This is a genomic window from Clostridium sp. MF28 (assembly GCF_002969175.1).
GTDB lineage: Bacteria > Bacillota > Clostridia > Clostridiales > Clostridiaceae > Clostridium > Clostridium beijerinckii.
Genome location: NZ_CP014331.1, coordinates 4,137,871 through 4,164,741, shown reverse-complemented (window position 1 = coordinate 4,164,741; position 26,871 = coordinate 4,137,871). Strand labels below are relative to the sequence as shown.

19 protein-coding genes, 1 pseudogene and 1 other annotated feature are annotated in these 26,871 nt (G+C 28.7%); of the genes and pseudogenes, 3 read left to right on the top strand and 17 right to left on the bottom strand.

The features are described 5' to 3' along the window. Positions 1-5: 5 nt before the first annotated feature. From AXY43_RS18315 to AXY43_RS18305, 3 genes and pseudogenes are all read right to left on the bottom strand, one after another. Positions 6-2,006: a methyl-accepting chemotaxis protein gene (locus AXY43_RS18315; RefSeq protein WP_105411919.1), complete on the bottom strand. Its 2,001-nt coding sequence runs from the start codon at positions 2,004-2,006 to the stop codon at positions 6-8. Between the two features lie 61 nt (positions 2,007-2,067). Continuing rightward, a complete protein-coding gene (locus AXY43_RS18310) occupies positions 2,068-2,463 on the bottom strand; it encodes an ATP-binding protein (RefSeq protein WP_011968014.1) in 396 nt (131 codons plus the stop codon). A gap of 425 nt (positions 2,464-2,888) precedes the next feature. Continuing rightward, positions 2,889-4,603: pseudogene (locus tag AXY43_RS18305) on the bottom strand (methyl-accepting chemotaxis protein). Between the two features lie 666 nt (positions 4,604-5,269). Between AXY43_RS18305 and AXY43_RS18300 the strand changes: the two are divergent. Beyond that, on the top strand, positions 5,270-7,273 hold the full coding sequence (locus tag AXY43_RS18300) for a carbohydrate-binding protein (protein ID WP_105411918.1): 2,004 nt from the start codon (positions 5,270-5,272) through the stop codon (positions 7,271-7,273). A 162-nt stretch (positions 7,274-7,435) separates the two neighbouring features. Here the strand turns inward: AXY43_RS18300 and AXY43_RS18295 are convergent, their stop codons facing one another. From AXY43_RS18295 to AXY43_RS18275, 6 genes are all read right to left on the bottom strand, one after another. Next, positions 7,436-8,155: a YczE/YyaS/YitT family protein gene (locus AXY43_RS18295; RefSeq protein ID WP_017209401.1), complete on the bottom strand. Its 720-nt coding sequence runs from the start codon at positions 8,153-8,155 to the stop codon at positions 7,436-7,438. 370 nt (positions 8,156-8,525) lie between these two features. Next, a complete protein-coding gene (gene gltA, locus AXY43_RS18290; RefSeq protein WP_105411917.1) occupies positions 8,526-9,920 on the bottom strand; it encodes an NADPH-dependent glutamate synthase in 1,395 nt (464 codons plus the stop codon). Next, positions 9,920-10,810, bottom strand: a complete 891-nt coding sequence (locus tag AXY43_RS18285) for a sulfide/dihydroorotate dehydrogenase-like FAD/NAD-binding protein (protein ID WP_041895316.1) — start codon at positions 10,808-10,810, stop codon at positions 9,920-9,922. Before AXY43_RS18285 ends, gltA begins: the two co-directional genes overlap by 1 nt. A 391-nt stretch (positions 10,811-11,201) precedes the next feature. Continuing rightward, the gene (locus AXY43_RS18280; protein WP_105411916.1) at positions 11,202-12,464 is read right to left on the bottom strand and encodes a sensor histidine kinase; all 1,263 of its coding nucleotides are present in this window, start codon (positions 12,462-12,464) and stop codon (positions 11,202-11,204) included. Between the two features lie 34 nt (positions 12,465-12,498). Continuing rightward, positions 12,499-12,627 carry a hypothetical protein gene (locus AXY43_RS28530; protein WP_017212455.1) on the bottom strand — a complete coding sequence of 43 codons (129 nt, stop codon included), beginning with the start codon at positions 12,625-12,627 and terminating at the stop codon, positions 12,499-12,501. A gap of 55 nt (positions 12,628-12,682) precedes the next feature. Further along, positions 12,683-13,240 (bottom strand): accessory gene regulator B family protein, encoded by a 558-nt coding sequence (locus AXY43_RS18275; protein ID WP_011968006.1) that lies wholly within the window; start codon positions 13,238-13,240, stop codon positions 12,683-12,685. A gap of 585 nt (positions 13,241-13,825) precedes the next feature. Between AXY43_RS18275 and AXY43_RS18270 the strand changes: the two genes are divergently transcribed. Beyond that, on the top strand, positions 13,826-14,386 hold the full coding sequence (locus AXY43_RS18270) for a class I SAM-dependent methyltransferase (protein WP_023973628.1): 561 nt from the start codon (positions 13,826-13,828) through the stop codon (positions 14,384-14,386). A gap of 39 nt (positions 14,387-14,425) precedes the next feature. Here AXY43_RS18270 and dut read toward each other — a convergent pair whose 3' ends face one another. The 3 genes from dut to AXY43_RS18255 all read right to left on the bottom strand — a co-directional run bounded on the left by dut (position 14,426) and on the right by AXY43_RS18255 (position 21,004). Continuing rightward, positions 14,426-14,866, bottom strand: coding sequence for a dUTP diphosphatase (dut, locus tag AXY43_RS18265; RefSeq protein ID WP_011968004.1), 441 nt, complete (start codon positions 14,864-14,866; stop codon positions 14,426-14,428). Between the two features lie 179 nt (positions 14,867-15,045). After that, positions 15,046-15,552: a prealbumin-like fold domain-containing protein gene (locus tag AXY43_RS18260; protein WP_011968003.1), complete on the bottom strand. Its 507-nt coding sequence runs from the start codon at positions 15,550-15,552 to the stop codon at positions 15,046-15,048. Between the two features lie 97 nt (positions 15,553-15,649). Beyond that, positions 15,650-21,004, bottom strand: coding sequence for a diguanylate cyclase (locus tag AXY43_RS18255; protein WP_105411915.1), 5,355 nt, complete (start codon positions 21,002-21,004; stop codon positions 15,650-15,652). A 177-nt stretch (positions 21,005-21,181) separates the two neighbouring features. Between AXY43_RS18255 and AXY43_RS18250 the strand changes: the two genes are divergently transcribed. After that, positions 21,182-21,898: a polysaccharide deacetylase family protein gene (locus AXY43_RS18250; RefSeq protein WP_017212459.1), complete on the top strand. Its 717-nt coding sequence runs from the start codon at positions 21,182-21,184 to the stop codon at positions 21,896-21,898. A gap of 72 nt (positions 21,899-21,970) precedes the next feature. Here the strand turns inward: AXY43_RS18250 and AXY43_RS18245 are convergent, their stop codons facing one another. From AXY43_RS18245 to AXY43_RS18225, 5 genes are all read right to left on the bottom strand, one after another. Continuing rightward, positions 21,971-22,489: a tryptophan transporter gene (locus tag AXY43_RS18245; protein ID WP_011968000.1), complete on the bottom strand. Its 519-nt coding sequence runs from the start codon at positions 22,487-22,489 to the stop codon at positions 21,971-21,973. A gap of 176 nt (positions 22,490-22,665) precedes the next feature. Beyond that, positions 22,666-22,898, bottom strand: a binding site (T-box leader). 46 nt (positions 22,899-22,944) lie between these two features. Further along, positions 22,945-24,690, bottom strand: a complete 1,746-nt coding sequence (locus tag AXY43_RS18240) for a putative bifunctional diguanylate cyclase/phosphodiesterase (protein ID WP_011967999.1) — start codon at positions 24,688-24,690, stop codon at positions 22,945-22,947. A gap of 192 nt (positions 24,691-24,882) precedes the next feature. Then, on the bottom strand, positions 24,883-25,074 hold the full coding sequence (locus tag AXY43_RS18235; RefSeq protein WP_011967998.1) for a DUF4250 domain-containing protein: 192 nt from the start codon (positions 25,072-25,074) through the stop codon (positions 24,883-24,885). A gap of 89 nt (positions 25,075-25,163) precedes the next feature. Further along, complete coding sequence (locus AXY43_RS18230) at positions 25,164-26,030, bottom strand: tRNA 2-thiocytidine(32) synthetase TtcA (protein WP_011967997.1); 867 nt, start codon at positions 26,028-26,030, stop codon at positions 25,164-25,166. 171 nt (positions 26,031-26,201) lie between these two features. After that, a complete protein-coding gene (locus tag AXY43_RS18225) occupies positions 26,202-26,864 on the bottom strand; it encodes a thiamine phosphate synthase (protein WP_023973634.1) in 663 nt (220 codons plus the stop codon). Positions 26,865-26,871 lie beyond the last annotated feature (7 nt).

Sequence of the window (26,871 nt, the reverse complement as noted above, 5' to 3'; positions counted from 1 at the left end):
TCACCTCATATTTTAAATCTTTCTACAAGCTTAGTTAATTCTTCTGCCATAGCGCTTGTTTCCTGCGCTGTAGCTGTTAAATTATTAATTGCACTAGCTTGTTCTTCTGCTGCCGAAGATACATTTTCACTATTTGACGCATTGCTTTCTGTTACTGTTGCTATATCATTTATAAGCCCAATTACCTTATCAGACGATGCTACTTCATCACCAGTAATATCAAGTATCTCAGTGACATGTTTAACTATATTTTCTATTGCATTAATGATATCTACAAATGCTTTATCTGTTTCTGATACTATTTTTACTCCATTGTTTACTTCTGACTTAGATCTTTCCATTGCTATTACCGCATTCTGTGTTTGCTTTACCATTTCACTAACTAGTACAGCAATCTCTCTTGCCCTATCATTTGATTCTTCGGATAATTTACGAACCTCATCTGCAACTACACTAAATCCCTTTCCATGCTCCCCTGCTCTAGCAGCCTCTATAGCTGCATTCAATGCTAAAAGATTAGTCTGCTCTGCAATAGAATTTATTATGTTTATAATACCATTTACTTTACTCGATAATCCACTTAAAGATTCTAATGCCTGCGAAGTTTCTTCACTGCCTTTACTTATAATATCCATTGCCTTTACAGTTTCCTCAACTTTTTCTCTTCCAAGATCAGCTGCTGACATTGTATTAGCTGCATTTGAACTTGTAGCTTTAGCTCTACTTTGAGCTAATTGAACAAGACTTGAAAGCTGAACCAACACTTTTGAAACATCAACTATAGATTCATTTTGTTTTTCTGCATCTTGCGCCACTTGATTAACTGTAGCACTTATTTCTTCAGTTGCGGCACTTATTTCTTCTGAATAAGCTGCCATTTCTTCTGATGCTGCATTCAACTGTTCTGCTGCGTTAGTTACATTTCTTACTATTCGATCTTGATGCTTTATCATTTCATTGAATGATTTTCCAAGTTCCTCAATTTCATCTTTGCTTTGTATATCAATCTTAACAGTTAGATCTCCTTCTCCTGCAGATCTCATTAATCTCTCTAGTTTCTTAATTGGATTAATTATTCCTATTGTTGAATATGTATAAGCACATATCATTGCTATAATGATTGATATTAAAGAAATAATTATTGTATAGTTCCTTATACTTAAAGCCGCTGACATATATTCATCATATTGCGCTGTAACTGCAATCACCCAGTTACCAACAGGTTGGAAAACAACATATTTATATATATTCCCATATGTATAGAAGCCTTCTGAAGATTTTCCATCTTTCATTTCCTGAACTAAGACTTTTAAATCTTCTCCTGCATTATCATTTGCATTTTCTTTTAGAATTTTACTTGAATCTGGATGATAAACAATTAATCCATTTTTATCAATCATATATGCATATCCACTTTTACCAACTTTTATTTGAGATGCATAACTTGATATACTATCAAACTTTATACTTCCTACAAGTGTACCAATCAATTTACCATTTTCCTTCAATGGATAAGCTATAAAAATAGCTGGATTACCAGTAAATCTAGAAGTTAATACTTCACTAACAACTTCCTTACCGCTACTAAGTACTTGTTTCATATAATCTCTATCACTTAAATCTATATCATTCTCTTTTGACTGAGTATTTACAATTACCTTACCATAAGCATCTGTAATAATTAATACTTCCATAAAATCTTTATTTTTCTCTTGGACCGCTCTTATATATTCAGAAGCTGTATCTAGATTGCTTGTATTTGAATTTTCAACTGCTTTTATAATATCGCCATTCAAACTTGCAACTTCCAAAGAATGTTTTGTTGAATCTATCGTTTTATTTATTAAATTAGATGTATTGTAAGTCTGTTCCTTTAATTGTTGTTGAACAGCCGTTTGTATAGATGCGCTGGACATTCTATACGAAATATACCCAAGTAACCCCATTGGTAAAGAAATGAGTATAAAAAAAGTAATCATAAGTTTTATCTTTAAAGAAATTTTCATCTAATTGCCTCCCTAGCATGTACAATATTCATTAGGTATCAATTACTAACCATATATCAATCTATATGTCACATAAAAGACTCTTACGCATAATTATAGAACTTCCGTCTAAGATTAGTTCATCAGTATAACAACTTATAATATACAAGCCTCTACCTGATTCATCTAATATATTCTCTTCGTCTATTTTCTTATGCAAATTTATATTCTCAAATCCTTGCCCACAATCTTTTACTATAACACTTAGTAAATTATCTTTCAATTCCCAATCAACATAAATTGGTTTACTGCTATCACTACTATTTCCATGAATATACGCATTATTAACGGCTTCAAATATTATAAGTTTCACTTCAAAAGATTGTTTTTTCAAATCCAAAACCTCAATGATATCATTAACCTTCTTATCAAGACCATCTAGTCCATAAAATATCACTGATCCTTTTGTTACTGACATATTAACTCCCCCTCTTTTACATAGTTAAAGTATTTTTTCATGATTAACTAAAAATCCTACTTATCTTATCATTTTTCATTAATATTAACTAATTTTTCCAATCAATTAAAGATAAAATATCCCCATTACATTATTACACTTATTTCATCTGCTTTCAACATATTACATCATATCCATTGGTTTTTTTAATATGCTATATTGTATGAAATATAACATCTTCAAAAAATAATTTTCACAATATATTTTCATGTGAACTTCTTTTAATCAAAAAAACATAAAGTGATAATTTATTTTCAATATCACTTTATGTTTTATATGATTCACCTTCTATTGTCCTAGTTTTATTTTATAACTAACCATATCATTAGTTTGTATTTTTCATTTAACTCCTAAAGTCTATATCTTCTTAAAGTTAATAAGTATTACTATATCTTAAATTTTTGTACCATTTCATTAAGTTTTTGAGCAAGCTCTGCTTGACTTTGAGCAGTTAACGCTACTTGTTCAATAGCTTTTGTTGTTTCATTCATACTATCTTTTATCATTTCAGCTCCTTCACTTGATTTTTGCGATGTTTGTGCCATATTTTGAATTGCTTCACTAACTTGTCCAACTGTAGCTGTTATTTCTTCTGACATAGCAGCAATTTCTTCTGACATGTTACTTACAAAGTTTGAATCATTATAGTACTTGTTACCTACTTCACTATAATCATTAAATTGTTCTTCTACATTTTTGCTTATAAACTCCAATATATCACTACCTGTGTTGATGCTACTATTAAATGCTAATTGAACTTTATTAATTGTGTCTTGAATATTTATTACTGCATCAGATGATTGCTCTGCAAGTTTTCTTACCTCTTCTGCTACTACAGCAAATCCTTTTCCTTGTTCTCCAGCTCTTGCAGCTTCAATTGCCGCATTTAATGCAAGTAAATTTGTTTGTTCTGCTATGCCTCCAATTGTTTCTGCCATAACTTTTATACTCTCTACTACTTTTCCATCTTCTATGGCTTTTTGCATTTTTTCTTGCTTTTCAATGTATAATTTCCTAGTTTCATTAATAGCTTTTTGACTATTATTTTTAACTTCCATAGATTTTTTCTTAGACTGACTTGCATTATTGCTTCCCTCCATGGCCTTAGAAGAAAGTACATTAACGCTTGAATCTACTTCTTCAATAGATGCACTTATTTCCTCAGTAGTCGCGCTAGATTCTTGCATTGCAGAGGCAATATTATCTACTGCTTGATCTATGGTGTTGGCCTTTGAAGATATTTCTTCAACTGTTGCTGAAAGTTCTTCTGAGCTTGCACTTAAATCCTGCGAGTTTTCCATAATTACTTTAACCAGTCTACTTACATTTTCTTGCGCAGTGTTTAAAGCTACGCCTGTTTGTCCAAACTCATCTCCCCTTGTAATCGTAATCGCATTAGCGAAATCATAGGTTGATAATCTTTTTGCAAAGTCCTTTATCTCTCTTAATGGATTCAATATATTCTTGCTTAACATATATGCCATAAAAAGAATTATTAAAAATGCTCCTGTTGTAAAAATTAATATAGTATATCGAACACTCTTAAATTGAGATATATTATTTAAATTAGCTTGCTCCGCAGCCTTTGCATTTGCATCAATATTTTTTTGAATGTTTTCAAGTAAAGAATTTTTAATTGTGGTTAAATCGGAATTGCTAATTTTAATTGCTTCATCATAATCCCCGGTTTTCGCGAATTCGATTGCTTTATTTCTTACTTCTATATATTTTGCTAAATCATTTTTCAAATTATTATAAGTTTGTTTTTCGTCTGACACTGTAATTAAATTTTCATATTCTTTCATACTCTTGTCATTTTTTATGTCTAAATCATTTATAACCTTTAATAATCATCTAGTTTTGTTTTATCTCTTTCGAAAACTAATCTATTATATGTAGCTCTCATGTCATGGATATTTCCCTTTATTTCTCCTAAGTCTTTAATAGATATTAAATTATTTCTATACAAGACATCTGCATTATCATTTATTTTTGCAGAGCTTAATATTCCTTCTGTTCCTATTGCGGCTATAAAAATACAAATCACAAAGAACACTGAAACAAGTTTCTTCTTAACACTTAAATTAATAAGAATTTTCATTATAACACTTCCTTTTTTTAATAATATATCCCCAATTTTTCGTACAGAAATTAATTTAAATAAAATAATCCTGCAATTATAAATACATAGTTATTTTCCATTATAAACTCTAGTCATTTTTTATCGACTTATTTCATTATTTGTAATAATTTTACACCATTTCAAAATATATTTCAATATTCGCTATATAATTACTACATTTCTTACTCCATTGTTTAGTGATTAAGATGCTGTATTCAACTTGTTAATATATAATTAATTAAATTCAAATAACAAACTTAAAGGATAATGATATAGAAAAACCAATATGTAATGTTAGAATTAATATGCTATATTAGGTAATTCCTATAATTAAATTGCCCTATTGAATTTTAAAACATATATGATATAATGTTTACATAAATTTCATATTAATCCAAAATAATCATTATGAGATTAATACGAAAATTTATTCAGTTTAATATCTTCAAAGATAAAAATTTTTAAGTTTTGTGCAACCGATTGCAATATATGCAAAATATAAACTCTAGTTACGCATTATTTTATTCGTGACTAATACTTAATAGAGAGGGGGAAAATAATTACTACTTTGCATGTACAAACAAATAAATATACTATTGCTGCATTTTTTGCAACCGATTGCGCTATGTTAAGGAGTGTGTATCAATGAGAAAAAAAATAATATCAAGATTAATTGCTTCATGTTTATTTTTAAGTTTAAACTTACTTCCAATTTCAATACCAAGCTTTGGAACAAACGGAATTTTAACTACAGCTTATGCCGCTAGTAGTACTAGCCTCCCATCTAATACTAAAGATGGTGCTATTCTTCATGCCTTTGACTGGTCTTTTGCAACTATAAAGAATGAACTACCAAACATAGCGGCAGCAGGATATAAATCAGTTCAGGTTTCTCCTGTACAAGGAACAAAAAGTTCAAGTAAAGATCCAAGTCAATGGTGGTTATTATATCAACCAACCAATCAATCTGTAGGTAATGCTCAACTTGGAAACTACGATGATTTTAAGGCACTTTGTACTGAGGCTGATAAATATGGAATTTCAATTGTTGTAGATGTAGTAATGAATCATATGGCTAACAATGGAAATCCAGATCAACTAGATTCCAGTATAGATGCTAGCTTCAAAGACCCTAATTTATATCATAACCAAGGACAATGTAGCAATTGGACTAATAGATATGATGTGACGCAAAAAGGTATAGGCATGCCAGATTTAAATACTCAAAATTCCACTGTCCAAAATAAAGCAATAACATTTTTGAATCAATGTATAGATGCTGGTGCTGACGGATTCCGTTTTGATGCTGCTAAACATATTGAAACTAATATTGGACTAGACTCTAATCAATCTTGGGCTGGAAACTACTGGAGCAATGTTCTAGGCAATCTACACAATAAATCCAACCTATTTATTTATGGCGAAATCCTACAAGACGGTTCAGTAGATAATATTGCCTCTTACGAATCATTTATGAATGTTACTGCAAGTAATTATGGCGGAGCAGTAAGAAGTGCAGTTACTTCAACAAATTTAAGTTCACTTGGCACTACCTTGGGTGGCGTTGACTCATCTAAGGCAGTCGATTTTGTTGAAACCCATGATACTTATGAAGATGGATCAAGCAAAAATTTAACAGATACTCAAAGAAAACTTGGCTGGGCTATAGCTGCTGCTCGTGCAAGCGCTACACCTTTATTCTTTGACAGACCTACTGGCAATATTGGCTCCAAGGGTGATGATCTTTGGAAGGATGCTGACATAGTAGCAATTAATAAATTCCATAATGCAATGGTAGGAAAAAATGAATATGTTAGGTGGACAAACAATAATACAACCATGTTAATAGATAGAGGAACAGATGGTACTGTAATAGTAAACGATGGTGGAAGCACTTCTATTAACTCTCCTACTAATTTAGCAAATGGCACTTATACTAATAAAGGTAGTGCTAATTGTACTTTAACAGTTTCAAACGGAACAATTTCAGGAAATATTCCTGCTAATTCGGTAATTGTTCTTTACAATGATGGATCAATACCTACACCTCCTCCTGTACCTTCTACTTATGCTCCTCATTCAGGTTATAAAGTGGATTATGATAGCAGCACTTTACTACAAGGCAACAGTTTTACTTTATACTATAGTGGTTCTTTAGCAAATTCTAGTTCAGTTAAACTCCACTGGGGATATAATGGCTTCTTAAATCCATCAGATGTTACAATGACTAAAGGTTCAGATGGATTCTGGGCAGCAACTATAAAAATTCCTTCATCAGCTACAAAACTAGATTTCGATTTTACTAACGGATCCAACTGGGATAATAACTCCAGCAAAGATTGGCACTTACAAGTTTCTTCATCATCTGTGCCAGTACAAGTTAATCCAGCGCCAACAGCTAGTAAAACAACCACTATATACTACAATGGAAACTTAGCAGCAAATTCAACTTCAGTAATTTTACATTGGGGATATAATGATTTTACAAATCCAACTGATGTTACAATGACTAAACAATCTGATGGTAGATGGGCCGCAACTATAACTATTCCATCTGGTGCTTATTCTTTAAATATGGCATTTAAAAATGATTCAGGATCTTGGGATAGCAATAGCTCAGCTAACTATAACTATTCTATATCTCAATAATTCTAATTCATAATTACGTTATACCAATCCTTCAACTTGATTAATATATAATAAAAAACAGAGGTTACTTATAAACCTCTGTTTTCTATTAAATTTCTATTCTTTTAGACTAAACTAATCAATAAATAATATCATAGCTTTATTCTTATTTTTATAAATTAACTATGCAGTAGCTGTAACACTTTCTTCTACATCTACATCTTTTTCATTTACTAATAAGTTTACAAACTTTTCTCCATAAGGGAGGCAGAATTGTATAAATGGTCCAGTTGTTATCATTGCTATCACAGTACCAAGACCAACTTTTCCTCCTAATATAAATCCTATTATTAAAAATCCAGCATCTAGTGTTATTCTAATCCAACGGTATTGTACCTTAGTCTTATCTTGTATTATAAATGGAACAATATCATTTGGGGCAACTCCTACGTTTGTTGCTGATAAAACTGCAAACCCTATTGCAATTATTAAACATCCAAATACAACCAATAATGCCTTTATAAAATAGTTATAAGATTCAACTGGGAAATATGAAACAACCTTCACTCCAAGATCTATAATTGGTCCTACTCCTACAACACAAATTAAAGTTCCTATCTTTATACGCGATCTCTCAACTAAGAGTATAACAGCAAATAGTACAATCAATATAATCATATTTGCTACCCCTGGCGTTACCTGATCTGCTCCACTTATCATCTTAACTACAGAAAAATTCTTTAATCCTGTTTTATCTAATGCAAACGCTAAACCTTGCGTAAATACAGTAAATGGATCAGAGCCAATATTAGTCTTCAAAAATAATGCTACACCAAACTGAATTATACTCATTCCAACAAAAAATAAAATAATTCTTTTTAATAAGTTCATTGCTTTATTCATATTATTTCTTCCTTTTTTATTATAATTTATTGCTACATATAAACTGAATAAACATAAAATAGATATAATTATGTATCACTTTTTATTATATAATTTTCTATATATAATCTTAAATAATATGCACATGTACAAACATAAAACCATTTTACTATCTACCATCCATTTTGTCAAAAGAAAAATTCATTTTCATTCATTTTCCACCATATTAATTCATTGTATATAAAACAATTTAATTTACATTTGAGTATAAAAAAGGATATTTGTTCTAATGGCTTTTATTTTTAGCCATTCAAAACAAATATCCTCTTATTTTATATAAAATATTAGCTTAAGTATATATCTTATTAGTTACTGAAACCTAATGAAGATCTTATTTTCCTTGTAAATACTCATCTATAGCTTTTGCTGCTTTTTTACCAGCACCCATAGCAAGTATTACTGTTGCTGCTCCTGTAACTGCATCTCCACCAGCATAAACTGCTTCTTTAGTAGTAAGACCTGTTTCTTCTTCAGCTACAATACATCTTCTCTTATTGATTTCTAATCCTTGAGTTGTTGATGAAATTAATGGATTTGGTGATGTTCCAAGTGACATTATTACAGTGTCTACATCCATAACAAATTCTGAACCTGGAACTTCAACTGGACTTCTTCTTCCTGATGCATCTGGTTCTCCAAGTTCCATTCTTACACATTTCATTCCTTTAACCCATCCATTTTCATCTACTAAGATTTCTGTTGGATTAGTTAATACGTCAAAGATTACTCCTTCTTCCTTAGCATGATGTACTTCTTCTACTCTTGCTGGAAGTTCTGATTCACCTCTTCTATAAACGATATGGCTTTCAGATCCAAGTCTTAAGGCAGTTCTTGCTGCGTCCATAGCAACATTTCCTCCGCCTACTACTGCAACTTTTTTACCAGATCTAACTGGAGTGTCGTATCCTTCTACTGCTGCTTTCATTAAGTTTACTCTTGTTAAAAATTCATTTGCTGAGCATACTCCATTTGCATTTTCTCCTGGTATTCCCATGAATCTTGGAAGCCCTGCACCTGAACCTATAAATACAGCTTTGAATCCTTCATCTTCAAACAATTGATCTATAGTTATAGTTCTGCCAACTATAACATTAGTTTCTATTTTAACACCAAGTTTCTTAATGTTTTCAACTTCATTTTTAACTACTTTTTCTTTTGGAAGTCTGAATTCTGGAATTCCATATTCTAAAACTCCGCCTGCTTTATGAAGTGCCTCAAATATAGTTACTTCATATCCTTTTTTAGCTAAATCTCCAGCACAAGTAAGTCCTGCAGGACCACTTCCTATAACTGCAACTTTCATTCCATTTTTAGGTTCTGTTGCACTTAAGTCAACATTATGTGATGCTGCCCAATCTGCTGTAAATCTTTCAAGCTTACCAATAGATACTGAGTCACCCTTTATTCCTAAAACACATCTTCCTTCACATTGCCTTTCTTGTGGACATACTCTTCCACAAACTGCTGGAAGTGAGCTGTATTTTGAAATTTCTTTTGCAGCTTCTTCAAATTTTTCATCTTTAACATAAGAAATAAATCCTGGTATATTGATTGATACTGGACATCCTTCTACACACTTAGGATTCTTACAGTTTAAACATCTAGAAGCTTCTTTAGTTGCTTCTTCTTCGTTATATCCAATACAAACTTCTTCAAAGTTTGCTGCCCTAACCTTTGGATCTTGTTCTCTTACTGGTATTCTAACTAATCTCTCATTCATGTCCATTATTTATCACCTCTGCAACCACAGCCACCGTGACTATGAGTATTTCCTTCTTCAACTTCTAACTGTGCTTTTCCTTCTTCTGTTTTATACATAGCTTGTCTTCTCATTGATTCATCGTAATTTACTAAATGTCCATCAAATTCTGGTCCGTCAACACAAGCAAACTTAACTTCTCCTCCAACAGTGACTCTACAAGCACCACACATACCTGTACCATCAACCATTATTGGGTTTAAGCTTACTGTTGTTGGAATTTTTAATTCCTTAGTTAGCATAGAAGTAAATTTCATCATTATCATTGGTCCAATAATAATTGCATGATCGTAACTTTTACCTTGATTATTAACTAATTCTTTAAGCATATCTGATCCAGTTCCCTTAAATTCATATGAACCATCATCAGTTGTTACATAAAGATTTCCAGCAGCATTCTTTAATTTATCTTCATATATTAATAAATCTTTGTTTCTGCTTCCTAAAATAACATCTACAGCTATTCCATGTTCATGCATCCATTTTACTTGTGGGTAAACTGGTGCTGCACCAACTCCACCTGCCACAAAGATGAAATTCTTTTTCTTTAATTCTTCTATATCCTCATGTATAAATTCACTTGGTACACCTAATGGTCCAACAAAGTCAGCTACATGATCCCCTTCATTAAAAGCAGCTAACTGTTTTGTTCCTTTTCCTACAGTTTGAAAAACTATAGTTACTGTTCCTTTTTCCTGATCATAATCTGCTATAGTCAAAGGTATTCTTTCACCTTTTTCATCATTTTTTATAATAATAAATTGTCCAGGCTTTGCAGATTTTGCTACTCTTGGAGCTTCTATATCCATTGAAAATATATTATTTGTTAGCTCCTTTTTGTTCACTATTTTATACATGCCATCGCACCCCTTTTAATTATGTTAAGTTTTATCACTTAATATATAGTTTACACTATTATTCTGAATTTTTAAAATACTTTTTATGAATTCTCATATATTTCTACTTATCTATAGGACCTATGTTACTACTTAATACTGATGATTCTCGAGCATTTTCTAGTGATATCCCTATGCATCTAAATTTATCACTGATATCTATATTAAGTTTCTCATAATAAAAAACCTGATATTAAGATTTCTAATTATCAAAACTCAATAAAAAAATGATAATAAACCTTAATTTTATAAAGATCTATTATCATCATCATAATCTTATTTATTTTTAATATGTACTTCTATTCAATCCTAAATATATTTCTAGGGAAATATTCGCTATGTATACTAAATATTATACAAAATTCTTTATAGGAAATACTATTTTAAATTCAGTAACTACATCGCTACTTTTCGCATATATCTTACCATTATGACTCTCTACTAAATCCTTTACAATACTTAACCCGTATCCATGACTTTGATCACTATTTTCCTTTGTAGTAAACCCAACTTTAAATATATCATTCAGATGTTGTTCTGGAATTCTAGGACCATTATTCTCTATTCTTACTATTACATTTCCTAAATATTCATAAGCCTTTGCAATTATTATACCTTTGCCGTTCATTGCTTTTATTGCATTATTTACTATATTAGATATTATTCTATAAAACTCCATTTCAGTAATACTCACTACAGAGAAATCACAATTTTCTTCTATTATTACATGTATTCCCATATCAATAGCCGGTTTTAATGCAAGGGATAATATAGAATTTCTATTCTCGCTAACTTCTACAGCTGTTGGCGTAGAGTCATTCTTATTTATAATATCTTTTAGAGACTTTTTTAAATCATCGAATCTTTCCATTAGACAAAGTCCATATAAATACGATATCTGTGCTCCGTAATCATGCTTAATTTTCCTAAGTTCACTATTTTTTTCTTCTAGAGCTTCATTTAATTTAAATATTTGATCTGATTTCTTCTTTATATTTGCAAAATATTTTATGATAAACGCTAAAAATACGCACAAGATTGTGATTATCATATTTTTTAACATTTTAGATTCATCATTATAGATTATTAAATAAAAGGCCAAAACGAAATCTAGACAGAAGCTTATTGTTATAATCACAATCATATTAATCTTTTCACTAACTGCTAGCTTGTACATTTCTATAAACTTGCCCATGTATTTTATACATAAGTATAAGAATAAAATATAAGGAACATATATAATCAAAATATTAGCTATATCAGCATATTCTACTGGTATAAAGCCTTCTATAAAACCAAAAAATAAATTATATGATATAATTCCATATACCCCCATAAAAGAATATGTCAATGTATAGGGAATCATTGACTTTAGTTTGTTATCTTTATATGAGAAAATCATTACAACTAAACATGATATATGTATTATAAACACACAGATAGATATGTTTCCAAATATACTTGTAAAGCTACTGTTTATAATAAAAGTAACTATGGTTATTAAAACTACTTTAAGTTTGTTTAATTTATTTTCACTCTTCAAGCAGCATTCTGTTGAATACGCGAAAATTATAGCTTGAATCATAGAGACTATTATATCTGCCAATAAACGCACCAAAAATTCCTCCTTAAATTTACGTGAAAGTGACTTATCTCAATTTTTTCATAGATTCAGGCATTTCTTCAATTCCTGCTGTAGCTGCTGATGCTGGAGCAAATATAATCATTGAAAGTGATAACATCATTAATACCTTACCTAATAAATTTTTAATTTTCATAAAATCCATTCCCCTTTCAATTTTGCTTAAAATTTATCATTAATATTTCAAAACATTAAGCATCTTTTTTATTAAACATTAATATGGTGTTAAATAGGATTGTCCATGTTATAAGCGAATAATAGTTGCTAAAATTGTACAGACATATAGATGTTATACCAAGTATTGTTGCAATACTTAGACCTCTTATTCTGTTTTTATTTATTAATTCTTGGCGCGTAATTGGCATTTTAGGATTTATTATTGGAACTTGATGCCATAGGCAAAATATACTTAAGATAATTAGTATACAGTTACCTACAAATGAGAGAGTGCACTGAGAATTTAACACCAATATTCCAATTGCTAATAGCACTGTGGCTATAAAACACTTAACCTGAGTATCTTCATGGTATCCGCCTATAAAAATCTTAGTCATACTCATGACTGCTAAAATTATAATAATTTTGTCGAAATATCCAAACAATGAAAATATAACTATAACAGAAAATAGCTTTATCGTCTCAAATAAAATACTAACTAGAATATATTCCATTTGTTCTAGTTGGTCTTTACTATAGTTATCATTTGTAGATATGCTATTTATAATTTTTTTTGAAATACTCTTTACCATATTTATCTCTCTTTTTATATATTTTTCTATATGTTAAATATATTATAGTCCCTTATTTGCTAATTTTCAACATATATTTATTCATCTCCAAGTCGTTAATAAGCATAATTTGTAAAAATATTTTTCCAACATTAATTAGATGATTATTATAAAAAAAGTGCCTTAATAAGTAACTATTAATAGGATGCTTTTTCTTTAATATATTATAAATATTAATTTAGTCTTAAGTATAATTTTATATACTAATGCAAAAATCGGTATTTTTCTACATTTAAAATTTAAATATGATTAAATATATATTCAAATTAATTTATAATTATATATATATTTTTTTTAATTTAATGAATTGTATATATATCTTTTATTCATAGGAATATTTTCACTTCAGTCTCAGCACTGTATTCTTACTACATACTTTTCTATTACCTCTTCTCATTTTGAAATACTATGGTAAATTCTGCATGAACTTATTGTACTGAACATTGAACAATGTTAGTATAATATTGTTCAATAATTGAACTCATTTATATGAATAAAACATTTCTTATTTTTATTCAATTTAATAAATTTCAGGAGGAGAGAATTATGGAAGATATGTCTTATTGGAAAGAAGTTTGGGAAAGAAAAGGAAATGGAAATACTACATGTTTAGAAGAATTAGACGGATACGAAGATACTACTGCTGATGTAAAAGAAATAGCTAAACAAATTGTTAAAGAATTAGACATTAAGGAAACAGATAGAATATTAGAAGTTGCCTGCGGAGCAGGTGGACTAGCTCAATATATAAAATGTGGTGAATATGTAGGAGTAGATTATTCCTCTTCTCTTGTAAAAAGGCACATAGAATTACTTAATAATTCAGTTCTTCACGGAGAAGCAAATAATCTAATCTTTAAAGATAAAACTTTTGATAAAGTATTTTGCTTTGGAGCATTTCACTATTTTCCTAATCAAGAGTATGCTAAACAAGCAATTTCAGAATTGAAAAGAGTTGCTAAGGAGGCTATATTTATTGGAGACCTACCTATGACTTCACACAGAAAAGAGCACTTACTTTATGATAAAAATGACTTTAAAGACTGGAAAATAACTGATGGATATTATAATCCATGCAGGTTCAATGTATCTCTAAAATTAGTTTAATTGATAAGTAAAGACAGGTATCTCTCAATACCTGTCCATTTACCTTGTTCCTGATGAACCAAATCCATTCTGATTTCTTTCACTTTCAGATAGTTCTTCTATTTCTATTATGTCAACTTTAACTACAGGTTTTATAACCATTTGAGCTATTTTCATTCCTGGTTCCACTTTGAAAACTTCGCTTCCATGATTAATTAGAATAACTCCTATTTCTCCTCTGTACCCTTCATCTATAGTACCTGGAGAATTTAACGTAGTTATACCATTTTTTAATGCAAGACCGCTTCTTGGTCTTATTTGAGCTTCAGTATTTTTAGGGAGTTCAATTTGTATTCCTGTATGTACTAATCCTCTTTCTCCCGGCTTTAAAGTTAATTCTTTAACTGCATATAGGTCTAATCCAGCATCACCTTCATGAGCATAATTAGGTATCACAGCTTTATCATCGATTTTTTTTATTTTTAAAATATAATTATCCATTCTAACACCTACTTAAAGATTATATAATATTATGATTATATAATTTTCCAATACAAAAATCCACTTCTTTTCTTTAAATTAAAGTATTCTATAATTTTTATTACTTAATTAAACATATGCAAAAGGTTATATTTACGAATAAATTAATTTATTTTTTAAATATAACCTTCATTCTTTATTTAATTCTTATATTTGTTTTGTGCCATAAATTTTTTAAATTTATTAACTACTACTATTTTTTGTTTCTTATTAGTATTGTCTATTATTATTTCATTCCAATTTATATACTTAGGTTTTTCAAAGTATCTTTTATCAATAATCTCAATTATCCTATAACAGCCTTCCTCAACTCCAGAAAAAATAACTTTTCCTTCCTCATCTGTAACTTTCGATTTAACAAGAACAGGAGATAATCCATTTATTTTATATAAATTAATTTTTACACCTTTTAAATATTCGTGTTCTTCACATTCCAAAATTGATGTAACAATAATTTCCCCTCCATTACAATCTTTTTCCTCTACTCTTTGGGGACTTGCAGATTTCTCATTTAATATGAACTCTTTATTATCTCTTTTCTCCTTATTATCATCGGATATTTCAAATTTATAATTGGTATTATTTTCTACAGATACTATATCATTAATATTTTCTTTTTCATAATTTCTAGGAACAGTATCACTCATAAAAAGCTCCTCTTAAAAATTGGTTCTCTTTATATAATATGATAAATAAACTTTTATGTGATTATGAATTGAAAACATTCTAAAATGTATTGTTAGTTTAACCAAGAAAAATGGAACTACCTATTTCTATTAAAAAATTCAGCACATTATAGTCATTACAAATAAATTCTTTCTCATTTACTGAAATTGAAAGGTATATAACTGCTAATAGCTCTCCGTTACAAATTATTGGAGATATACAGACTGATTTCCAGTCAGGAAGCCCATAACTATTGTGACTGTCCATGCTCTCCCAATCTACTAAATATAAACCTTTTTCTTCCTCAATGACTTGATTTACTAATTTAAAATTAAACCTATCATCTAAATTCCAATTATCCTTATTTCTTCTCTTACTATACGTATTAACTATTTTCTTCTCTTTTACAATAAAAATTGTAGCTACATCGCACTCAATCGTCTGCATAATCTTTAAAATAAGATTATAAATCTTTTCTTCCTTACTACATCTACGTTTGGCAATACCAGCTATTTCTTTAAGCATTAACATAAAATTATAATCTTTAGCCGCATTTCCTGATAATACTCCAGTTAATTCGTCATTTGTATTTCCACTTGCTCCGCACTCATTTTCCCAAACGATGCATCTATTTTTTCCATCACGTTTAGCCTTATATAGAGCCTGGTCAGCTCTCCTTATAATTTCTTCATTGTTAAGAGATTCATAAGAACTCATTGCTATTCCTATACTTACAGTCACTTTTCTTTTATCTCCTAGAATCCTTGCTTCCTCTATATTTTTTCTTATTCTCTCCCCTAAATTTATAGCTGCTTCACAATTAACATTAGGCAAGAGAATTATAAATTCCTCTCCTCCATATCTTCCAATAATATCACCTTTGCTCATGCACTTTTTAACTTCATCTGCAACCTTAACTAAGACTTCATCTCCAGTTTGATGTCCATACTTGTCATTTACGCCTTTAAAATCGTCGATATCAAACATCATTACAGCAAATTCACTTTCTCTTGCCTTCGCAGAATCTAATAAAAAAAGTAACGCTTCTTCAAAATATTTTCTATTATAAACACCTGTCAGCTTGTCTAGTGTAGAGCTTATTGTAAGATTATACTTTTCTAATAAAAAGGTTAAGAAAGGTTTAAATTTCTCTATTGTTTTCTTTGATTCATTATTTATATAATTTAATGCGTTGTTAGTAATAAATATTAATCTTGCATTAATTCCTGCACTACTATTTATGTGTTTTTCTCTATTTATTATTTTCATATACATACAAGATCTTATTCCATCTTTCAGTACCTTATCATCTAACTGATAGAATCTAGGGTCATTACTGCAAATTGCGAATGTATCTTCATCTGAATCAACTTTTAGTGAGAGGTATCTATTTATTTCATTTTTGTCGCTAATTCTATATGTGCATATAACATCATTTTCTCCCTGCTCGTTCTCTGTAACAATCATAGCCTTATCTGCTAAAATTAATCTAGCCATATACTTCATCACATTTTTTATATCATCAATAGTATTATTAGAAAACTTCTCAAAGACTTTAAATATATCTCTAAAATCATTGTAATAGCATTTTTCATATAAATATTGAACCAATTTAAATGTATCTTCATTATCTAGTATATTCATTAAATCTAATTCTTTTAATATTTGCTCTAAATCCTCAATTGTTTTTATAAATTGTGTTGATTTAAAACTCATATTTATACCCAAATCTTCATTTAAGCATTTTACAAATAACTTACGGGTTTCCAAAAACCTACTATTATTTGCATATGATAACTTATCATTTTGTGGTAATAAATTTATTGTATCTATATATAAAGCTATAGATTCATAATAATAATTCAATGCCAATACATTACATTCAAGTTCATTATACTTCTCACCAATCGCAGAATATATATCAGCTTTAATTTCCTGATTATCCACAAAAGAGCATACTCTTAGTGCCTTATTTATCAGAAAATTATATTGATTTCTATTTCTAAAATTGAGTTCTAGATATACATAAATTCCTTCAACATTATAATTTTTAGGATATCCATTGAGATCAAAGAATAATTCTTTAGCCAATCCCTTATATCCAAGTGTTAAAATTCTTCTAATAGCACTTATCCTTATTTCGAGACATGTATCTACATCCTGTAATAGCTTAATTTTTTTCTCTAACTTATTGTATACATTTCTTATATCACTCTCATTTTTACATTTATATAAAATAAGCTCAAAGTAATTGCAAACAACTATTTTATACTTAGAACTATTGCTATTAAATATTAGAGCATATATTTTTTTCAAGTGGTCATATGCCAAATCATAATTACAAATCATCAGATTATATAAAGCATATGTATAGTTTGTATTTATAATTCTATCTTCCAATAGCTTTAATCCTTTTTGCATTTGCATTATTAAATTATGATACTTTACTACCAGACTTATCCTTCCTGATTTTATATATAACAAACAAAGTTCATTGCAAATATTAAATGAATAAGAGTCTATCCCCTCTTCTCTTTCTCTTTCTAGTGCTCTTAATAGATATTTCTCTGCTTCTAAATATCTTTTTTCCTGACTATAAATATCTGCTATGCAAATTAGACTCAATATTTCTCTCTTGTATACTTTCTGTTTATTTCCTTCTCTAGCTATTTCTAAATATTGCTCTAAAATCTCCTTGTTATCTCTTCCTTCTTCCTTACAGACAGATGCATCTAATAGTTTAATATATAATTGACCATTAATATTATTGTTGTTAATAAATATACTGTTTGCATATAAACATAAATTTTTGGCCTCTTTATAATTCCCCTTCTTTATATATATATTAATAAGGATACTCACTACCCAACCATATACATCCTCTTTTATCTTATTTTCTTCACATATAATTATTGCTTTTTGTGCATTAAGCATCGTTAATTTATTGTTATATTCTAATCTATATTTTAATGAAAGTGCATAGTAATAATAAACCTCTCCCTTAGGATAGTGTTCTTTATCTAGCAATCTTCGTACACAATTTAAAGAATAATCTATCCCTGTATCTATATCTGTAATACTATTAATTTTCATTATTATCATTTCAAGCAGCGTATATATTTCAATTTCAATTTCGTCATTCTGTATTGCTATTTGATTTGCCTTTTCAAAATGTTCAAAACTTTTTTCATGGTTAGATTTTTTTTCATAAAGCTTTGCAATCTTAATTGCCACTTCACTTCCACTTGAATCACTAGGATATGTTAATACCTTCTTATAATATGATATTGCCTTCGATATATCACCTAACAGATCCTGAGCTTCTGCGTATTTTAATGTATAAAAATATGCTTTTTCGTAACTATTACTTTTTTCTAAATGCAATAATAATTCTTCTATATAATAATCTGTATCAAGTAAAATTTTTTCCATAAAAATAGATGCCTTAGAGTGTAGTTTAATTCTTTCTTCTTCACTTAGCTTTAAATACAATATATTTCTTAATAAATTATTTCTAAAACCTATAAGTATACCTTGATCACTTATTTTATCAGTCAAAATGCCTTTTGATTTTAAATTATCATAAATTTCTATATTATCAGAATCCATTATTACATATTCTAAAATTATTTTTTCTGATAAAGGAGTTTTAAATATAGCTAACTCCTTTAAAATATTAATTTCTTCTTCATTTAATGAAAAAATACTTGCCTCTAATCTTCTTTCTAGAGATTTGGGTATAAGTATATCTTGAACCTTAATATTAGTCTTCCATTCTCCATTATTGCTATCAAAATATAAGGTTCCATTACCGTATAATTCATTTATAACTCCACTTATATACTGCGGATTCCCTAGCGTTTCTGAATATATCTTTACCGCTAACTTATTAACATCAGTACCTGTATTAAGCATACTTCTAATCATCTTAGTAGTATTATATTGATTAAAATAATTTATTTTATATTCTTCGTACGTCTCTACTTGTTTTAGTTCATTTATAAACTTTATGAAATTTTCATCAACACTGCTTTCATTCATAGAAAATATTATCATAACATTTTCTAAGTTATTTCTTAAAAAGATTATATATTTAATAAACAGTTTGAAAACTTCATTTTTTTTATCTAAATCATCTATTATCATTATAAATGGCTTAGTCATTGTATATTCACTTATGAACTTCCCCATTCTATTAATCAATTGAAGCTTTTGTTTATTATTTTCACTATTTGTAGAATTTTTTTCAAATAATATAGAAATAAATTTTTTTATATAAATTTCATACTTATCTCTCAAATTCTTATCTACTTTATTTAAAATGTAATTTAGTATTGTATTATATTGCTCTTCGTTGCTTGCATTTTTATTATTAAAATCATCAATATATATAATGTCTTTGAAGTATTTGTTTTCAAATCTATATTTAATTTCTTCTAAAAGTCTGGTTTTTCCGCTTCCATCTTCACCATTGAAATTTATAAACTTATTTCTCTGCTTGTTTTCCAATATCCTCTGAAAATTTTTTTCCACTATTTTTATTTCTTCTGTCATTCCTATTATATCTAAATCCGTTTTAATCTTATTTAAAGCCTCACTAATAAACACTCTATAGTTCTTCTTCATTTTTTTGTTTATATTTTGTATAAAATATTTAAGTTTAAACGATTTATTTATAGTATTCACTCGATTATATATATTTTTTATATCTTCTAATCCTTTAAATCCTGTTTCAAGTTCTGATTCTGTGAATATTTGTCTGCACAGTTCTGCAACTTGTACAATATTATCTTTATTTGAATTTATATCTTCTCTTGTTTCGATGTTATATTGGTAAGGTAATGAATTTATTAAATTGAACTTTCTTAATTCATTTGCTAACAAATCTTTCATTTTGACTTTCACATTATTGTTAGAGTCGGGAATTAATATTACATCCTTCATACTAATATCATCAAATATATATCCCTGCATGTTTAGCGTATTGATAGCAGCACAAATCTCCATAAATGTATCTAATTTCTTATGAAAGTCACATTTATTAAAATAATCTTGTGTATCCAGTTTAGCCTCTACATACTCCATTAAATACCCATATTGAGGAGTATCAAGTTTTATCCCATTAATACTATAAATTATTTCAATATTTATAATGTTAGTAACGTTCTCAAAATTAAGATTTTTAATAGTCTTAAATTTACTCAATAAATATTCTCTTGTTTTCTCATATGTAAAACCATTTTTCAAAATACATAGAACATATCTTGCGTCTCTCTCTGTATCTGTAACAATATAATTTGAAAAATTCTCTTCAATAACTATCTCATGCTCTATTAGATATTTATTATTTACATTTCTCAATTCTAATTCATCCCTTTTCTTCACTAACTTGAAGTTTACCAATCTATCTAAAATTATACCATATTTTAGCATAATCCTGAACACTATTATATCTAATTCAATTAATTATCTACTTTTTTACATAAATTCATATTTTTATAATTATATCTTCTTAATTATCATTGTAACCAAAAGTATATAAAGGCTTATAATATAAATTTAATTTTAGGACATAATACTTTTTGTAAAAACATTTAGGAAGGTGATAATATGAATCTAAAATCGCTAAAGAAATACATTCCTTTTGTTTTGATTATAATAACTATAATTAATTATCAAAATCTTCTTATGCATACGGTTCTTGCTGATGAAAAAAAAATAATATATCTAACTTTCGATGATGGCCCAGCTGGAAAGGTGACCACTAATGTTTTGGACATATTAAAACAAGAATCTGTTCCTGCAACCTTTTTCTTAATAGGAAGTCAAATCAAAGGACAAGAAGATTTAGTTAAAAGAATGTATAATGAAGGGCATGCCCTTGGTCTTCATAGTATGAGTCATAATCGAAATATCCTTTATCACTCTAATGAAGAATTTCTAAAAGAGATGTTGGATACCCAGCAAATAATTAATTCCATAGTTGGTATTAAGCCAACTATACTAAGATTCCCTTTTGGTTGTAATAATAACTGTTATAAAATTTCGCAGTCTATGGTGGATTTACTTCATCAAAATAACCTAAAAATTTACGATTGGAATACAGATAGTGGTGATGGTGCTCACCCTAATGCTAGTCCAAGTACATTTATTAAAAATTCCAAAAGTGACAAAGAGCGTGTAGTACTATTAATGCATTGTGCATATATGAGTAAAAATTCAGTAACGGCTTTACCTAGTGTAATTAAATATTATAAAGATAATGGCTATGAATTTAAAGCAATCGATGAAAATACTGATGAAGAATATCATTTCATGAAAAAATAATAATGGGTAAAATAAAGAAGCTATCTCAAAATTAATCCTTTTGAAATAGCCTCTTTAAATTATACAAAATATCTATTCTACCGCATAGCTTCCATTTACCGATGTAATCTTTTCAACAATTTTAAACATTATAATTCCTGATATTGTATTCACTATTATTGTTGGCACGACTACTGATATGAAAAGTACATTAAACGATAATCCTCCAGGTAATCCTACTATATTTGCTAGTAAAGTTAAAAATACTGTTCCGCTCACTAAAGTTCCTAAAGGTAATAATATTGATACTTGCACTAACTTATTAACTTTATTTCTTAAAGGCATTAATATCAAATACATGACATTACAAGTTATAAATTTATCTATAATATTTGGTAATTGTCCTCCTGGTGTTTTAGTTGTTAGTGCCGCAAACACTCCCATAATAATCCCACATAGTAATGTTGTTTTATAATCTTTATTAAACACTATTATTATAAATAACATTGCTAATGAGAAATCTGCCTGCATACCGAATGGTGGTGTAACCTGGTGTAATATTGCTCCTATTGCTATTAAAATTGCATTTGTTGCCATTTTCTTTGTATTCATAATAAAAATCCCCCTTGTTAATCTTTGCTTATTTTATTTTTAAGTTGAAACCACTTTCTTTCACAACATACTTATCACGCCCCAATATTTAAATATATTTCTTTGTTATGCTTCCAAATATAGAGTCTTTTGGTTAACAACTACTAAAAAAGAATATAAAAAAACCGTCCTATAATTAATAGGACGGATATTATCCGCGTTGCCACCTAGATTGCATAAAATGCCTCTCATTTCAGATACAAACATATCTTATTCGCTATAACGTGCGACTTACGGCTAAACTACTCTCAAAAGATTTCATCTCGCTCCTCAAAGGCCCATTCATCATTAACTACCGTACTGAAATCTCACCACCTTCAGCTCTCTTTAACATTGTTATATGATTACTATCCCTCTTCGTAGGATTTATTTTATAATCTTATATTATATCCTCAAATAGTGTTTGTCAACACTTTTTATAAAATTTCCTTACCGATTATATTCTTAATTGCGTCAAACATTCTTGGTTTACTGAAATAGTATCCTTGAACAACATCACATAATATTGTTCTTAAATATTCAACTTGCGATTTTTCTTCAACACCTTCTGCCACTACTTCTATCCCCAATTGATGTGATAAGTTTATTATATTCTCTACAATACATTTACTCTTAGGATTGTTCATCAAATCAATTACAAAACTCCTATCTATCTTTAGCACATCTATAGGTAATTTTGTCAAATAGTTAAGTGAAGAGTATCCCGTCCCAAAGTCATCTAAAGCAATGCTTACTCCTAATTTTTTTATCTCCTGAAGGATCTTAACGTTTCTATCAAATGATTTCATTAGCATACTTTCTGTTATTTCTACTTCTATATACTTTGGATGAATTTTATATTTCTTTATTAGTTTTTTAAAATCTGATAAAACGACATCCTCTCTGAGCTGCATTTCAGACAAATTAACTGCTATCTTAAAATTATCATTTCCCTCGTTTAAAAGACATTTCGTCTTTTTGAATACTTCTTCCAAAACAAAACTTCCAATTGGAATTATCATTTTTGAACTTTCTGCGATCGGAATAAATTCCGCCGGACTTACCATTCCAAATTCACGACTTTCCCATCTTGCTAAAGCTTCAAATCCGTTTACCAAAGAATCATCGAGTGATACTTTAGGTTGAAACATAACATATAATTCATTATTATTCAGTGCAGTTCTTAACCCTTTCTGCAAACTATAAACTCTATTTAGCTCATCAGAAAGGCTATCATCAAAAAAATCACACTCATTTTTACCATTTTTCTTTGCTTCATACATTGCTGCATCTGCATTTTTGAGTAATGTATTATAATCTATTCCGTGATCTGGAGATAGAGAAACACCAATACTTGCTGTTAAGTATATTTTTCTTCCATTCACTATATTAGGTTTTTCAAAAGACTTTGCTATAGCATTACCCAAAGTTATAATTTCTTGTATATCAATTATATTTGGCTTAAATAACAGAAAAGTATTGCCGCTATATCTTGATACTAATATATCTTCTGTAACAGATTCGACTATATTATAGCCCACTTCTTTTAACACTAAGTCTCCAAAATCATGCCCGTAGGAGTCGTTTACATATTTAAAATTATCTAAATCTATTATCAGCATCGCGGCTCTAGTATTACTATTAACAACATTTTGTAACATTTTGGCTACCGTGTTCTTGAAAAAATATTTATTAGGTAGCCCTGTAATTCTATCACTATGAATTATTGAATCTATTGTTTTATTGACCATAGATTCTTTCCAATTTTTCGTCAAAGAATCTATATCACCATATTCATTCTCTAAGTCCTTAAAGCAATAACTAGTTCCAGTAAAGTAATACTGTTCATTACTTTTAATTGACTTCCCGACAAGAATAAACTCAACAATGTTACCCCTAGGACTTTCCATCTTGTATTGTAGCTGCATTTGTTCTCTATTTATATAGTGTCTCTTTAAATCTTGAGAGAAAAAGCTTAAAACATTTTGTTTATCTTCTTCACCAACAAAATTTATAAATTGATCTAAAGTTTCATTCTTAGTATCATACTCTTCAAAAAAACTTTTCATTGTATCATCAATTATTAATTTAAGCTCTGATTGATTCCAAATTATATTAACGCCCAAAATTGGTATAGAATCAAATATTTCCTCATGATTTAATTGAAGTTCCTCCCTAATCATATATATACAATCCTTCACATAATTCTATAATTTGTACTATTCCTGTTTGTTAGAATCTTTAGATTTCTTATCATTTGCTAATGATGCTATTAAAGCTGCTGTTGCTGCTATAACAGTAATTAATTTGCCTGTCTTTTTTAAATTCATATAACATCACCTTCCTAACTTTATGAATAATTATTTATTAAGACTCTAATTCTTAAATTGATTTTCTTCTTCCTCGTATTTATATCCGATACTTATTAATATATTTATAATATCGTCTTTAGATAATTCTAAATCATCACAAAGAATATCTAATGAACCATATTGATCTCTTAATTTCATGTTTATTACACTTAACAATATGTTTGGATCACTGATCCCCATAGGATTATTTTCCATCTCTACTCTTCCTTTTCATCTATTGGTATATGGTTAATTATAGCATAGCATACATTTCCAAATTAATAAATACTTTTAGTTACTTAAGTCTACTCTTCATCGTAATAATCTAGAAAAGAATGCTTTTCTTCGCCCTTTTGCCAACCTAATATTGAATCCATACTAACATTTTCAGCTGCTTTAAAGATAGACTTTTCAACTCCGCTAAAATTCTTCTTTAATTCTTTAATAAGATCTTTTATTTCATATCTCTTATTACCTATTCTTTCAGCTGCAACCATACAAGCGCAATTCAATGGCCATATACCACTATAATTTATAAATCTTTTTATATACTCTTCCTCTATAAAATACATAGGCCTAATTAATTCTAAACCTTCAAAATTTTTAGCTTTTAATTTAGGCAACATTGTCTTAAAATTACCACCATATAAAATGTTTAGCATAGTTGTTTCAATTACATCATTATAATGATGTCCTAATGCAAGTTTATTACATCCAAATTCTTTTGCTTTTGCATAAAGAGAGCCTCTTCTCATTCTTGCACATAAATAACATGGGTAATCCTTAGCCATTTTATCAACAACATCAAAAATGCCTGATTCATACATATGAATTGGAATATTTAGATGCTCACAATTTTCTATTAGTAAATTTTTTATATCTGGATGATACCCTGGATCCATAGCTAAAAATACTAATTCAAATTTAACTTGACCATGTCTTTGCAACTCCTGAAATAATTTCGCCATAAGTATACTATCTTTTCCTCCAGAAATTCCAACAGCAATTTTATCTCCTTCTTGAATTAAATTATATTCTTTAATTGCCTTAACAAATTTTGACCAAATATGCTTTCTATAGCTTTTAATTATAGCTTTTTCAATCTCTTCTAGTGGCTTTTTTTCTCCATCTGGTATAATTCTTGGACAGCCTTTTCCTGCAATTGTACTCATTATTTCATTTCTCCTTATTATCTTAATAGTATCCAGATCATAGATACTAATTATTCTTGAATATATCTTTCTTTAAAGAGTTTATAATGAACACTTAAGATTTACAAGTGTTTTTAGGTTTTAATATTAGCTGATTTTAATTATTCGTATTTGTACTTTGATTTTCATATATCAAAGTAATGTTTCTTTAGAAAGAGATTTCACTAGTTCTTCAGGGTTTTTGTCTTTCATTAAACTAGACATTATAGCAATTCCACTTGCTCCAGCATCCAATACTTTCTTATAATTATCTTGATTTATTCCGCCTATCCCAATGACTGGAATGTCAATCTTCTTGGAAAGAGCCTCTATTTCCTTAATTCCTCTAGGAGGAAGACCTTTTTTACAATCAGTTTCAAACACATGGCCATAAATAACATAGTCTGCTCCTAATTTAGCCGCTTGTATACCTTCTTCGCAACTATGTATTGAAACGCCGATCATCTTATATATTTTATATTTATTCCCACTAAAATAAAAATTATCCACCATTTCTTTAGAATTTATTGCTCTTCCTGTGCATAACCTGTTACTAATATTTATAAAATCATTAAATGATAACTGAATTCCATCAACATTGGACTTTTTAGCAATATCTATATTGGAATTTAGTATTATTCTGATATTTGTATTTTTCAGTTCCTCTTTTACTTTCAAAACTAATATCATTAGCTCTTCACTGCTTAAATCTTTTTCTCGTATAATTAAGAAATCTAGATTAGATTCTGATATTTTTTTTATTTGATCAAAAAAGTCCCTACAAAGTTTTCTATTTGTTATTCCAATTACAGACATCTTTAGT

Excerpts from the sequence above, each read along its gene's own strand:
- AXY43_RS18255 (WP_105411915.1), bottom strand. The coding sequence starts at position 21,004 with ATGCTAAAATATGGTATAATTTTAGATAGATTGGTAAACTTCAAGTTA.
- dut (WP_011968004.1), bottom strand. The coding sequence starts at position 14,866 with ATGGATAATTATATTTTAAAAATAAAAAAAATCGATGATAAAGCTGTG.
- AXY43_RS28530 (WP_017212455.1), bottom strand. The coding sequence starts at position 12,627 with ATGAAAATTAAAAATTTATTAGGTAAGGTATTAATGATGTTATCACTT.
- AXY43_RS18245 (WP_011968000.1), bottom strand. The coding sequence starts at position 22,489 with ATGAATACAAAGAAAATGGCAACAAATGCAATTTTAATAGCAATAGGA.
- AXY43_RS18285 (WP_041895316.1), bottom strand. The coding sequence starts at position 10,810 with ATGTATAAAATAGTGAACAAAAAGGAGCTAACAAATAATATATTTTCA.
- AXY43_RS18235 (WP_011967998.1), bottom strand. The coding sequence starts at position 25,074 with ATGGAAAATAATCCTATGGGGATCAGTGATCCAAACATATTGTTAAGT.
- AXY43_RS18295 (WP_017209401.1), bottom strand. The coding sequence starts at position 8,155 with ATGAATAAAGCAATGAACTTATTAAAAAGAATTATTTTATTTTTTGTT.
- AXY43_RS18300 (WP_105411918.1), top strand. The coding sequence starts at position 5,270 with ATGAGAAAAAAAATAATATCAAGATTAATTGCTTCATGTTTATTTTTA.
- AXY43_RS18250 (WP_017212459.1), top strand. The coding sequence starts at position 21,182 with ATGAATCTAAAATCGCTAAAGAAATACATTCCTTTTGTTTTGATTATA.
- AXY43_RS18310 (WP_011968014.1), bottom strand. The coding sequence starts at position 2,463 with ATGTCAGTAACAAAAGGATCAGTGATATTTTATGGACTAGATGGTCTT.
- AXY43_RS18240 (WP_011967999.1), bottom strand. The coding sequence starts at position 24,690 with ATGATTAGGGAGGAACTTCAATTAAATCATGAGGAAATATTTGATTCT.
- gltA (WP_105411917.1), bottom strand. The coding sequence starts at position 9,920 with ATGGACATGAATGAGAGATTAGTTAGAATACCAGTAAGAGAACAAGAT.
- AXY43_RS18275 (WP_011968006.1), bottom strand. The coding sequence starts at position 13,240 with ATGGTAAAGAGTATTTCAAAAAAAATTATAAATAGCATATCTACAAAT.
- AXY43_RS18315 (WP_105411919.1), bottom strand. The coding sequence starts at position 2,006 with ATGAAAATTTCTTTAAAGATAAAACTTATGATTACTTTTTTTATACTC.
- AXY43_RS18225 (WP_023973634.1), bottom strand. The coding sequence starts at position 26,864 with ATGTCTGTAATTGGAATAACAAATAGAAAACTTTGTAGGGACTTTTTT.
- AXY43_RS18270 (WP_023973628.1), top strand. The coding sequence starts at position 13,826 with ATGGAAGATATGTCTTATTGGAAAGAAGTTTGGGAAAGAAAAGGAAAT.
- AXY43_RS18260 (WP_011968003.1), bottom strand. The coding sequence starts at position 15,552 with ATGAGTGATACTGTTCCTAGAAATTATGAAAAAGAAAATATTAATGAT.
- AXY43_RS18230 (WP_011967997.1), bottom strand. The coding sequence starts at position 26,030 with ATGAGTACAATTGCAGGAAAAGGCTGTCCAAGAATTATACCAGATGGA.